Origin of the sequence: Nocardiopsis halophila DSM 44494, from assembly GCF_000341245.1 — a bacterium.
GTDB classification, from domain to species: Bacteria; Actinomycetota; Actinomycetes; order Streptosporangiales; family Streptosporangiaceae; genus Nocardiopsis_A; species Nocardiopsis_A halophila.
Genome location: NZ_ANAD01000230.1, coordinates 1 through 12,194 on the forward strand (window position 1 = coordinate 1; position 12,194 = coordinate 12,194).

A 12,194-nucleotide genomic window follows, 5' to 3' on the forward strand; every position below is an offset into this window, starting at 1 on the left:
CGACCATCATCGCCGCGTACGGCAGGCCCCACGACATGGCGTGGAACATCGGGACGATCGCCAGCGCCTTGTCCCCCTGGCTCAGCCCCTTGCCGTCGCTCATGCACACCTGCATGGAGTGCAGCCAGATGGAGCGGTGGCTGTAGACGACGCCCTTGGGGTCACCGGTGGTGCCGGAGGTGTAGCACATGGCGGCGGCGTCGCGCTCGTCGACGACGGGCCAGTCGAACTCCTCCGGGCGGCCCTGGATCAGGGCGTCGTAGCGGTGCACCCGCACCCCGTCGGCATCCAGCGCCGACAGGTCGGCCCCGGCGTCCCCGGCGACGATGACGTGCCGGACGGTGCTCAGCTTCGGCAGCAGCGGGGCGAACAGCGGCACCAGGCTGGCGTCGACGATGACGACCTCGTCCTCGGCATGGTCGGCGATGTAGGCGACCTGGGACGCGTGGAGCCGGATGTTGAGCGTGTGCAGCACCGCCCCCATGGCCGGAACGGCCAGGTAGGCCTCCAGGTGCTCCTGGTTGTTCCACTGGAAGGTGGCGACCCGCTGGTCGCCGGTGATGCCGAGCTCGCGCAGGGCGTGGGCCAGCTGCGCGGCCCGGCGCCCCACCTCCCGGTAGGTGGACGCGTACGGCTCGCCCCCGGTCCAGGTGACCACCTCGGCGTCGCCGTGGACCGTGGTCCCGTAGCGGACCAGGTCGCCGATCGACAGCGGTACGTCCTGCATCGTGCTGCGCATGGTGATTGCCCTCGCTCCCAGGTACGGCGGCCCGTGTGATGCGTGTCACCGAACCTAGAGAGCCGGACGGGGCCGCGTACAGGCGTGCCCGGCAATCGTTACCTAACAGTGTTAGGAGAGGGTGGAGGTGGCTCTGAGGCCCTTGGGACCACCGGAGAAGGACGTCCCTGTAGTGCAGCTCCCCATTCCTGTGCAGCAGAGGCGCGGAATCGGCGCTCCCTCCTCCCCCTCACACACCGAAGCCCTTTGACCAGCGAATTCGTCAACCTGCCGACCACAGTCTTGACCTTGACACAGTGACAAGGTCTTCACTTGGGCGCAGGAGGTGGTCCCGATCGAAACGAGCACCACGACACCACAGAACACCCGCGTTGCCGAGGCCCTGTCCGCCGGGGACACGTCGGTCCGGCTCCGGGCGGCACTCGCGGTCGGCTCGAACCCCGACCCTGCGCTTCTGGAGACGCTCATCGAGCGGTGCGCGGTCGAGCCCGACCTCTTCGTGCGGGACATGCTGTCCTGGGCGCTGACCCGCCTCCCGTCGGAGGCGACCCTGCCCCGGATCCGCCGGGAGCTCGATTCCGAGCCCCCTCAGGCCCGAAGCCAGGCGCTGCACCTGCTGTCCAAGATCGGTGACGCGGGCACGTGGGCCTGGATCACCCGCGACCTGCTGCGCGACGCCGACGACCAGGTCGCACGGACCGCATGGCGGGTCGCGGCCGCCCTCGTCCCCGAGGACGAGCAGGAGCGGAGGCGGCTGGCCGGTGAACTGGTCCTGCAGCTCGGCCGGGGCGAGCGCGACGTGCGGCTGAGCCTGAGCCGGGCGCTGGCGGACCTCGGCGAGGCGGTCACGCCCCTCCTGGAGGAGGCCGCGGAGAGCCCCGAGCCGGAGGTGGCCGCGCACGCCCGCGCCACCGAGCTGCTCCGCCAGGACCCGGAGAGCGGGTTCGACGCGGCCCTCGCAGAGGCGGAGCGCGTGGTCGCGCTCGGCCCGGAACGGGCCGCCGCTGCCGCCGCCGCGGTCGCGTCGGCGGACACCGTGACCGCCGAGGCCGCAGAGCCTTCGGCGGCTTCGGGAGCTTCCAGCGCCTCGGGCGCCTCGGGCGCTCCAGCGGCGACGGGGGCTCCGGGGGCCTCGGGGTGCTGATCGGCGACGTCGCCCGCCGCTCCGGGGTGAGCACCCGGATGCTCCGGCACTACGACGCCCTGGGGCTGGTGCGGCCGACAGGCCGCACCGCCGGCGGCTATCGCGAGTACTCCGCCGAAGACGTCCGCAGGATCTTCCACGTGGAGAGCCTGCGGTCCCTCGGGCTGTCGCTCAAGCAGATCGGACGCGCGCTGGAGGACCCGGCCTTCACGCCGTCCGCGTTGGTCGGCGACCTCATCCGGTGGACGGAGGAGCGCTTGGCCTGGGAGCAGGAGCTGCTCGAACGGCTCCGTGCGATCGACACGTCGGCCCCCGCCGACTGGCAGGACGTGCTGCGCATCGTCGAGCTCATGCGGGAGCTCGATTCGACGAGCGCCGCGCGCAGGAACCAGGCCGTCCTGGCCGGGTCGGAGGGGGCGCCGGTCCCCGCCGAGCTGCTGGCCCGGGCGGTCCTGGACGAATCCGACCCCCACGTCGCAGGCGCCCTGCGCTGGGCGCTCGCACGATCGGACGGCGACGGCACGGCGGTGCTGGGCGCCGGGACGCGCTCGGAGGACGTCGCCGTCCGGCGGCGCGCGGTGCTGGCGATCACCGAGATGCCCGGGGCTCCGGGCGCGGCCGCGGTGCTGGAGGGCGCCCTGGGGGACGCGGACGCGACGGTCCGCAGACACGCCGCCCTGGCCCTGGGCAGGCAGGGCGTGACGGCGGCCGTGCCCGAGCTCGTCGGCATGGTGGTCGAGGGGTCCAACGACGTGGAGGCGGCGGAGGTCCTGGGGGCGCTGTCCCGGGAGCCCGGGTGCGCGGAACGGATCACGGCCGCCCTGGCCGACGCCCTCGCCGCGCCCGCAGCGGACTCCGCGACGCGGATCCGCCTCACCCAGGCACTGGTCGAACTCGAGGGAGCCCCCGCACAGGAGGTCCTGCACCACCTGACCCGCGACGACGACCCCGCCGTCGCCCTGGTCGCCACGGCCCTGGCCGGAGTCATCGAAGAGCGGCCCCCCTGATGTGCCCTGAGGGCACCCCAGGGTCCGAAAGCGCCGAGCGCATTGAGGCCAGGGACTCCGTCCGGGCGTCATGTTCCAGAACGTCGGCAGCACTCGACCCGCCTGAAACAGCGGTTGGCGCAGAAGGGGACCTACGCACGCCCGAATGTCCACGAGACACCGACCTCCGGGCCGTCTCCCCGGCTTTCCTGGCCCGGCACGCCCACCATCGCCCCCCACCTCACAGGGACGGTCGCCCCCTGCAGGACAGATAGTGGTGATTCACCACTATCGAACGGGGTGATTCCGCCACCACCGATCCTGCAGGGACGCCGAACACTCGTCAGAAGGGCGGCAGCGGCCCCACGAACACGCCCCGCACTCCCCCCCCCGGACCGGCGACGGCCCACCGTCGGCGAGCGGCCGTGAGCGGAGGCCCGCCATTCCGTTGTCGCCCCGTCCGGTGACCACCCGACAGCACGACCGGGAAGACCACTTCTGTCGCCGCTCTCCGCCCCGAGCATCCGCGTACCCGGCCCCTGACAGCGCCTGCCGAGCAGCCGACGGCCCTTCTCGCCGCCGTCCCCGGGGCACCGGCGGTTCGGCGGCTTCCGGATCGCGGCGGGGTCAGGCCACGGGGGTCTCGGCGAGGCGGCTCTTCAGGCGGGCCGCGGCGGCGCGGGGGTCCTCGGCCTCGGTGATCGCGCGCACCACGACCACGCGGCGCGCCCCGGCCTCCAGCACCTCGCCGAGGTTCTGCGCGTCGATGCCGCCGATGGCGAACCACGGGCGCCCCTCGGCCAGTTCGGCGGCGCGGCGCACCAGGTCCAGCCCGGCGGCCGGGCGCCCCGGCTTGGTGGGGGTGGCCCAGGTCGGTCCGACGCAGAAGTAGTCCGTCCCGGGCTCCTTGGCCGATGCCGCCGCGACATCGGCGTTGTTGTTCGACCGGCCGATCAGCGGGCCGCCCCCGATGATCTGCCGCGCGTAGGACACGGGCAGGTCGTTCTGCCCCAGGTGGAGCACGTCGGCTCCGGCCGCACGCGCGATGTCGGCGCGGTCGTTGACGGCCATCAGCGCCCCGTGGCGGTCGCACGCCTCGCGCATGACCTCCAGGGCCTCCAGCTCCTGGCGCGCCTCCAGCCCCTTGTCACGGAGCTGGACGATGTCCACCCCGCCGGCCAGGGCAGCGTCGAGGAACGCGGCCAGGTCGCCCTTGTCCCGGCGGGCGTCGGTGCACAGGTACAGGCGGGCGCCGCCCAGTCGTTCGCGCAAGCTGTCGCTCATCCGGCCAGAGTAGCGGTGCGTCCCCCGACGAGGCCGGGGCCCGTCACCGACCACGGCCTCTGCCGGTGCGGGAGGCGGCGGCGAGCACGCGGTGACCGGCTTCCGGTGGTCGGGGGCGGGCTCTCCCCGGCCTCCTCCGTACGGCGGCTCCGTCCGTGTCCATCGTGGCCGCCGACCGGCCGCGGGTGGCGTCCTTCAGCCGGCCATCGCCGTCGGACATCCGCCGCCGACACCGCGGCCACGACCTCATCCCGCATGTCCCCGCACCGAAACCGGAAGCGCACGCACAGCGGCCGGCCCCGTGGCCGGGGACACCATCCCGGCCTCTCGCATCCGGCGGCCCCGCCCGCTGAGGACCGGAGCGCCGCCTCGGCCTTAGCGGCGTACCGGCGCCGTGTCCGGGCTCAGAAGGAGCCGAGCGCCTGCGCCCTGCGCCGCACCTCCGTCCCCCGGTTCTCCGCCAGGGCCTGGACCGGCGAGCCGGGCAGGGTGTCGTCCGGGGTGAAGAGCCACTCCAGGGCCTCCTCCTCGGAGAACCCGCTGTCCGCCAGCAGCGTCAGGGTCCCCGGCAGCCCCTTGAGCACGTCCCCGCCCGCGATGAGCGCGGCCGGGACCATCACCTCTCCCTTGCGCCTGACGCCGAGCAGCCGCCGTTCGCGCATGTACTGCTTGACGCGGTTGGGCCCGATGCCCAGCGCCGTGCCCGCCTCGTTCAGGGTCATCCAGTCGCCGACCAGGGAGTCGGCACCGTTGTCGTTCTGAGTCACGAACCCAATGTGCCACAGCCCTCGGACGTTCAGGGCGCCTCGTGCCGCCGGGGCGCGCCGACTAGGATGGGATGTGTCGCCGCCGGGACGCGTTCCCGGCGGAACCGTCCCCGCGGGAGCCGGGTGGGACCCGGCTGAGAGGGGGGCTGCCGCCCCCGACCGCACGAACCTGATCCGGGTCATACCGGCGAAGGGAGTGGTGAGAACCGCCATGTCCGAATCGTCGCCCGAGGCGCCCGATACGCCCGGAGCGGTCGGCGCGTTCGACGCGGTCATCGCCGGCGGCGGCCTGATCGGCCTGGCCACCGCCTGGCGCGCCGCCCGCCGCGGCCTGCGCACCGCCGTCGTCGCCCCCGCCGCCGACCCCGCGGCCGCCTCCGGTGTGGCCGCCGGCATGCTCACCCCCGCCACCGAGGCGGTCTTCGGCGAAGAGGCGCTGATGCGGCTGGGCGCCGCCTCCCGGGACCGCTACCCCTCCTTCATCGCGGAGGTGGAGGCCGACGCGGGGACCGCGGCAGGCTACAGCCCCCGCGGCACCCTGCAGATCGCCTTCGACACCGACGACCTCGCCCGCCTGACCGAGCTGGGCGAGCTGCAGTCCCGGCTGGGCCTGAAGGCCGAACGCATCACCTCCCGCGAATGCCGCCGCCTGGAGCCGATGCTCGCCCCGCACGTGCGCGGCGGCGTGCACGCGCCCGACGACCACTCGGTGGACCCGCGGCGGCTCACCGCGGCCCTGCGCCGCGCCGCCTCCGCCCGCGGCGCCGTCCTCGTGGCCGACCGCGCCGCCGAGGTGGTGTGCGCGGGCGGCGCGGTGCGCGGCCTGCGCACCGCCTCGGGACGGGTGATCGAGGCCGGCCGGGTGGTGCTGGCCGCCGGGGCCTGGACCCCCGACATCGGCGGGGGGGGGGGGGGGNTCAAGGGGCAGCTGCTGCGGCTGCGCACCCCGGCCGGGCAGGAGCCGGTCGTCTCCCGCACCGTGCGCGGCCTGGTCAAGGGCGCCCCGGTCTACCTGGTTCCGCGCCCGGACGGGGAGGTCGTGCTCGGCGCCACCCAGGAGGAGATGGGCCGGGACACCCGGCTCACCGCGGGCGGCGTCTATGGGCTGCTGCGCGACGCCCACGAGCTGGTGCCCGGCGTCAGCGAGCTGGAGATCGGCGAGGCCTGCGTGGGCCTGCGCCCCGGGTCTCCCGACAACGGGCCGCTGCTGGGCCCGCTCGGCGCGGGCGCGCCCGAGGGCCTGCACCTGGCCACCGGGCACCACCGGCACGGGGTGCTGCTCACCCCCGCCACCGCCGACGCCATGGCCGCCGCCCTGCTGGGCGAGGACCTTCCGGCCGAGGCACGCCCCTTCGCGGCCGCCCGCTTCGGGCCCGGCGAGGGGCCCAGGACCCCAGGAACGAACACCCGGGAAGAACGTGAGGAGCCCTGAAGCCATGGAGGTGACCGTCAACGGGGAGCGGCGCGCCGTCGACCCCGGGACCACCGTCGGCGACCTGGTGCGCGGCCTGACCGGCGCCGCGAACGGCGTGGCCGCCGCGCTCAACGACGAGGTGGTCCCGCGGGCCGGCTGGGACACCGCCACCGTCGCCGAGAACGACCGCGTGGACGTGCTCACCGCGGTCCAGGGAGGTTGAGATGACGACCGCCACCGCCCACGACGGCGTCCGCGCCGCCGCCACCGCCGCCGACCCGCTGGTCATCGCCGGGCGCTCGTTCGCGTCGCGGCTGATCACCGGCACCGGCGGCGCCCCCTCCATGCGGGTGCTGGAGGAGGCCCTGCAGGCCTCCGGCACCGAGCTGACCACCGTCGCCATGCGCAGGGTCACCCCCGGCTCCGACGGCTCGGTCTGGGACGTGCTGGAGCGCAACGGCATCGCCCCGCTGCCCAACACCGCCGGCTGCTTCACCGCCGCTGACGCCGTGCGCACCGCCCGCCTGGGGCGCGAGGCGCTGGGGACCGACTGGGTCAAGCTGGAGGTGGTGGCCGACGAGCGCACCCTGCTGCCCGACCCCGTGGAGCTGCTCGACGCCGCCGAGCGCCTGGTCGACGAGGGGTTCACGGTCCTGCCCTACACCAACGACGACCCGGTGCTGGCCCGCCGCCTGGAGCAGGTGGGCTGCGCCGCGGTGATGCCGCTGGCCGCGCCGATCGGCTCCGGGCTGGGCATCCGCAACCCGCACAGCCTGGAGATGATCGTGGAGCAGGCCGGGGTGCCGGTGATCGTGGACGCCGGCATCGGCACCGCCAGCGAGGCCGCCCAGGCCATGGAGCTGGGCTGCGACGCGGTGCTGCTGGCCAGCGCGGTCACCCGGGCCCAGGACCCGGTGCTGATGGCCCGGGCGATGCGCGACGCCGTGACCGCGGGCCGTTCGGCCCGCCTCGCCGGGCGCATCCCGGTGCGCCGCCACGCGCACGCTTCGTCCCCTCCGGCCGATCACCCGTAGACTCCCCTCTCGTGGACAGAACGACTGCCGACCCGCTCATCGGTGCGACGCTCGACCGTCGCTACGTCGTCGAGTCGCGCGTCGCGGGCGGCGGTATGGCCACCGTCTACCTCGCCCACGACCTGCGACTCGACCGGCGCCTGGCGCTCAAGGTCATGCACCCCTCGCTGGCTCAGGACCCCGACTTCGTGCGGCGCTTCATCAACGAGGCGCACTCGGTGGCCAAGCTCTCCCACCCCGGGGTGGTGCAGGTCTTCGACCAGGGCGAGGACCAGGGCACGGTCTTCCTGGCGATGGAGTACGTGCCGGGGCGGACGCTGCGCGACATGCTGACCGCGATGGGCCGGTTCGGCCCGGCCGAGGCGGCCCGGGTGATGGCCCCGGTGCTCTCGGCGCTGGGCGCCGCCCACCAGGCGGGCATGGTGCACCGGGACGTGAAGCCGGAGAACGTGCTGCTCACCGAGGACGGCCGGGTCAAGGTCGCCGACTTCGGGCTGGCCCGGGCCGTGGAGTCGGCCGGGCAGGGCATGACCAAGACCGGCACGCTCATGGGCACCGCGGCCTACCTGGCGCCCGAGCAGATCGAGCGCGGCGCCTCCGACGCGCGCACCGACGTCTACGCGGCCGGCGTCCTGTTCTACGAGCTGCTCACCGGAGAGCAGCCGCACACCGGGGACACCCCCATCGCGGTCGCCTACAAGCACGTCAACGAGGACGTGCCCCGGCCCTCCCGCGTGGTGGCCGGGGTGCCCGCGTCCATCGACGACCTGGTGGCGCGCGCCACCGAGCGCGACCCGCGCTACCGCCCCGGGGACGCCGCGCAGTTCCACGCGATGCTGGTGCAGGCCACCGGCGGCACCGAGAGCGGTCCGCACGCCTCGTTCGCGCCCGGCGCGGCCGGGGCAGCCGGGGCAGCCGGGGCCGCTGCCGCCGCGGGCGCCGCCGCCCACCCGGGCGCCCCGGTCCCGCCCGCCGATCCGGTCGGCCCCCCGGCCGGGACCACCGCGCCGCAGGGGCCGCCCCCCGAGGCCGCGGTGGGGCCCCCGCCGGCGGGGGCCGCCCCGGGCGGCGGCAACGACACGCTCATCGTGGAGTCCGGCGGCGGCTACGGCGGGTTCGACGGGCCCGGCGACTACGACGACGAGGACGGCCCCGGCCGCGAACCGCTCTGGCGCCGCAAGGGCGTGCTGGCCGCGGTGGCCGGCGTGCTCGCGGTGGTGCTGCTGGGCTCGGGCTGGTGGTACTTCGCCGGGCGGTACGAGCAGGTCCCCGGGCTGGTCGGCCAGGACCAGGAGGCGGCCCAGGCGATGCTGGCCGACGCCGGGCTGAAGATGTCGATCGCCGACGGCGAGGTCTACAGCGACGACGCCGACCCCGGCCAGATCGGCGAGGCCTCCCCGGCCGTGGGCGAGCAGGTCCTGCCGGGCGAGACGGTGACGGTGCGGCTGTCCAAGGGGCCGCGCACCGTGGAGCTGCCCGACGTGGTCGGCGAGCCGGTGGAGAACGCCCGCAAGACCCTGGAGGACGCGGGCTTCACCAAGGTGGAGGAGGAAGAGGCCGAGTCGCGCGACGCCGACCCCGGCACGGTCCTCTCCTCCGACCCCGAGCCCGAGGCCATGGCCGACCGGGAGGGCGCGGTGCTGCTGACGGTCAGCGCCGGGTTCGACGTCCCCGATGTGACCGGCAAGAAGGAGCAAGCGGCCCGGTCCCAGCTGGAGGGCGCGGGGCTCCAGGTGAAGGTCGAGTCCAAGCCCAGCGACGACGTGCCCGAGGGCGAGGTCATGTCCCAGAACCCGGGCGGCGGCACCACCGCGGGCTCGGGGGACGAGGTCACCATCACCGTCTCCAGCGGTCCCGAGGAGGTCGAGGTCCCCGACGTGCGCGGCAAGAAGGTCGGCAAGGCCCGCAAGCAGCTGGAGGACCTGGGCTTCAAGGTGAAGGTCACCAAGGTCATCGGCGGCGACCGGGTGACCGACTACAACCCCAAGGGCAAGGCGAAGAAGGGCACCGAGATCGAGCTGATCGTCACCCCCTTCGGCTGATCGGCTGATCGGCTGACCGGGCGCTCCGGGGCCCCTGCCGCGGCCCGGGGCCGTGGGCGCATGTCCCGCGCCCCGGGCTGCACCGGCCCGCCGCTACCCGGGCGTGACGGTGCGCCGCTAAGGTGCCCGGCATGGACGGCAGTGTGCGGGCAGGGGCGGCTGAGGACTCCGGGGCCGCAGAGGAACGGCAGGTCAGGGTGATGGTGGTCGACGACCACCCGATGTGGCGGGACGCGGTCGCCCGCGACCTGGCCGAGGCCGGGTTCGAGGTGGTGGCCACCGCCGGGGACGGCGCCAAGGCGCTGCGGGTGGCCCCGGCCGCCCGGCCCACCGTGGTGCTGCTGGACCTCCAGCTGCCGGACCTGAGCGGGGTCGAGGTGGCCGCCCGGCTGCTGGCGGGTTCGGACGGCCCCGCGCCCCGGGTGCTGATCCTGTCGGCCAGCGGGGAGCACCGGGACGTGCTGGACGCGGTCAAGGCCGGGGCCACCGGCTACCTGCTCAAGTCCGCCGGCCGCGAGGAGCTGCTGGAGGCGGTGCGCGGGGTGCACCGGGGCGAGGCCGTGTTCACGCCGGGCCTGGCCGGGCTGGTGCTGGGCGAGTACCGCCGCCTGGCCGCCGAGCCCGCGCCGTCCCAGGAGGAGGACCCGGCCCCGGAGCTGACCCGCCGCGAGACCGAGGTGCTGCGGCTGGTGGCCAAGGGACTGGAGTACAAGGCGATCGCGTCCCGGCTGGGCATCGCCCACCGGACGGTGCAGAACCACGTGCAGAACACGCTCACCAAGCTCCAGCTCCACAACCGCGCCCAGCTGGTGCGCTACGCGATCGAGAAGAACCTCGACGAGTAGTCTGAAAACCACGCGGGACCGGTGGCCGGTGCACGACAATCCTGGGGACGGTACTCATGACACGGAGGCCGGAAGTGACAGCCACGACACCCGGCGGCGCGGTCGACCTTTTCACGACGCTGGACGAACTCGACGTCCCCAGGGGCTATCGCGCGGAGATCTTGAGGGAAGCGGAGATCACCGTGTCGCCACCCCCCATCGGCAAGCACCAGCGCACGGTCATGGAACTGCTGTGGCAGTTCAAACCCCACCTTCCGGCAGGGTACGACACCGAAGTGCACCTAGAGGTCAGGATGCACCACATCGCTCGGAGCACCATCCCCGACCTCTTCGTCGCACCTGAGGCGGCCCTCGACACCAAGGAGTACTTCGTCTCCCCGGACGAGGTGGTCCTGGCGGCGGAGGTCGTCTCACGGTCCAATGCCGACAACGACCGTGTGGCGAAGCTGGGCATCTACGCGGCCGCCGCCATCCCGGTCTACCTGCTGGTCGATCCTCTCGCGCGCTCTTCGACCCTCTACTCCTCGCCGGAGAACGGCCACTACACGGAGCAGACCACGCTCCCCTTCGGCAAACCGGTCCCGGTCCCCGAGCCCTTCGGGTTCGAGCTGGACACCTCGCGCTTCCGTACGTACTGACGCGGCCGCGCACGCCCTACGCCCGCCTGAGGCACGGACAGGGGCGGGCGGGACGCCCACCGGCGTTCCGCCCGCCCCTGTCGTCGCCCTGCCTGTCGCCCTTCGCTCCCTCAGGCCAGTTCCGCCCAGCCCTTGGAGCGCTCCACCGCCGTCCTCCAGCGGCGGTACTGGGCGTCGTCCCGCTCCCCCGGCTCGAACCTGCGGTCGAGCTTCCAGGTGCGCTCCAGCTCGTCCGTGGACGACCACACGCCGGTGCCCAGGCCCGCCAGGAAAGCCGCGCCCAGGGCGGTCGTCTCCTGCACCTGAGGCCGGGCCACGGACACGCCCAGCTGGTCGGCCTGGATCTGGCAGAGCAGGTCGTTGGCCGAGGCGCCGCCGTCCACCCGCAGCTCCGGCACCTGGGTGCCCGAGGCGCGGGCCATGGCCTCGGCGACGTCGCGCACCTCGAACGCGATCGCGTCCAGGGTGGCCCGCGCCAGGTGCGCGCGGCCGGTGCCGCGGGTGATGCCGAAGACCGCCCCGCGGGCGTGCGGGTCCCAGTCGGGCGCGCCCAGGCCGGTCAGGGCCGGCACGAAGACCACCCCGCCAGAGTCGGGCACGCTCGCCGCCAGCCCCTCCGACTGCGCCGCGGTGTCGATCAGCCCGAGGCCGTCGCGCAGCCACTGCACCGCCGCGCCGGTGACGAAGATCGAACCCTCCAGGGCGTACTCGAGCCGCCCGTCGGGGTGCTGCCACAGCACCGTGCTCAGCAGCCCGTGATCCGGGGCCACCGCCTCCTCCCCGGTGTTGAGCAGGATGAACGACCCGGTGCCGTAGGTGCACTTGGAGGTGCCGGGGCGGTAGCAGTTCTGGCCGAACATGGCGGCCTGCTGGTCGCCGGCGATGCCGGAGACCGGAAGGCGCAGCCCCAGGAACTCCTCGGGGTCGGTCTCGCCGACGCTCCCGTAGGAGGGCACCACCTCCGGCAGCGCCGAGACCGGCACCCCGAACAGCTCGCACATCTCCTCCGACCACGCGCCCCTGCGGATGTCGTAGAGCAGGGTCCGGGAGGCGTTGCTGGCGTCGGTGACGTGCCGGGCGCCGCCGGTCAGCCGGGCGATGATGTAGGAGTCGACGGTGCCCACCGCCGTCTCGCCGGACTCCACCCCGCTCCAGGCCCGCTGGTCGTTGCGCTTGATCCAGGTGAGCTTGGTGCCGGTGAAGTAGGGGTCCAGCCGCAGGCCGGTGACCTCGGTGACCCGGTCCTCGTGCCCGGCCTCGCGCAGCTCGGTGCAGATGCCGGCGGGGGGCCGGGCCCGCCC

The 12,194-nt window shown here is 74.3% G+C and carries 12 protein-coding genes and 1 riboswitch; of the genes, 8 read left to right on the forward strand and 4 right to left on the reverse strand.

Annotated features, from left to right (window positions below; all coding sequences use genetic code 11):
* Nucleotides 1–739, reverse strand: a 739-nt coding sequence (locus D450_RS0124950; RefSeq protein WP_017541355.1) for an AMP-binding protein, incomplete at its 3' end; no start/stop codon positions are given.
* A gap of 325 nt (nt 740–1,064) precedes the next feature.
* On the opposite strand from D450_RS0124950, the gene D450_RS31245 reads away from it, so the two are divergent.
* Together D450_RS31245 and D450_RS0124960 are read left to right on the forward strand one after the other, a co-directional pair.
* The gene (locus D450_RS31245) at nt 1,065–1,883 is read left to right on the forward strand and encodes a HEAT repeat domain-containing protein (protein WP_017541356.1); all 819 of its coding nucleotides are present in this window, start codon (nt 1,065–1,067) and stop codon (nt 1,881–1,883) included.
* Entirely contained in the window at nt 1,877–2,890 is a 1,014-nt protein-coding gene (locus D450_RS0124960) for a MerR family transcriptional regulator (protein WP_017541357.1), read from the forward strand. The genes D450_RS31245 and D450_RS0124960 overlap by 7 nt, the downstream gene beginning before the upstream one ends.
* A 606-nt stretch (nt 2,891–3,496) precedes the next feature.
* On the opposite strand, the gene thiE is transcribed toward D450_RS0124960, so the two are convergent.
* Nucleotides 3,497–4,153 (reverse strand): thiamine phosphate synthase, encoded by a 657-nt coding sequence (thiE, locus tag D450_RS0124965; RefSeq protein ID WP_039820935.1) that lies wholly within the window; start codon nt 4,151–4,153, stop codon nt 3,497–3,499.
* 404 nt (nt 4,154–4,557) lie between these two features.
* Nucleotides 4,558–4,920, reverse strand: coding sequence for an Rv2175c family DNA-binding protein (locus D450_RS0124970; RefSeq protein WP_017541359.1), 363 nt, complete (start codon nt 4,918–4,920; stop codon nt 4,558–4,560).
* 102 nt (nt 4,921–5,022) lie between these two features.
* Nucleotides 5,023–5,133, forward strand: a riboswitch (TPP riboswitch).
* Between D450_RS0124970 and thiO the strand changes: the two genes are divergently transcribed.
* The 6 genes from thiO (at nt 5,132) to D450_RS0125000 (ending at nt 10,893) form a co-directional block, all read left to right on the forward strand.
* The gene (thiO, locus tag D450_RS31250; RefSeq protein WP_017541360.1) at nt 5,132–6,352 is read left to right on the forward strand and encodes a glycine oxidase ThiO; all 1,221 of its coding nucleotides are present in this window, start codon (nt 5,132–5,134) and stop codon (nt 6,350–6,352) included. It overlaps the preceding riboswitch by 2 nt.
* Before the next feature lie 4 nt (nt 6,353–6,356).
* Nucleotides 6,357–6,557, forward strand: a complete 201-nt coding sequence (gene thiS, locus D450_RS0124980) for a sulfur carrier protein ThiS (RefSeq protein WP_017541361.1) — start codon at nt 6,357–6,359, stop codon at nt 6,555–6,557.
* Between the two features lies 1 nt (nt 6,558).
* Nucleotides 6,559–7,368, forward strand: a complete 810-nt coding sequence (locus D450_RS0124985; RefSeq protein WP_017541362.1) for a thiazole synthase — start codon at nt 6,559–6,561, stop codon at nt 7,366–7,368.
* Between the two features lie 11 nt (nt 7,369–7,379).
* Nucleotides 7,380–9,410, forward strand: a complete 2,031-nt coding sequence (gene pknB / locus D450_RS0124990) for a Stk1 family PASTA domain-containing Ser/Thr kinase (protein ID WP_026128755.1) — start codon at nt 7,380–7,382, stop codon at nt 9,408–9,410.
* A gap of 200 nt (nt 9,411–9,610) precedes the next feature.
* Entirely contained in the window at nt 9,611–10,255 is a 645-nt protein-coding gene (locus D450_RS0124995) for a response regulator (RefSeq protein ID WP_017541364.1), read from the forward strand.
* Nucleotides 10,256–10,329: 74 nt separating this feature from the next.
* A complete protein-coding gene (locus tag D450_RS0125000) occupies nt 10,330–10,893 on the forward strand; it encodes a Uma2 family endonuclease (protein ID WP_017541365.1) in 564 nt (187 codons plus the stop codon).
* A gap of 110 nt (nt 10,894–11,003) precedes the next feature.
* On the opposite strand, the gene D450_RS0125005 is transcribed toward D450_RS0125000, so the two are convergent.
* Nucleotides 11,004–12,194: FGGY family carbohydrate kinase (locus D450_RS0125005; protein WP_017541366.1), on the reverse strand; the 1,191-nt coding region annotated here is incomplete at its 5' end.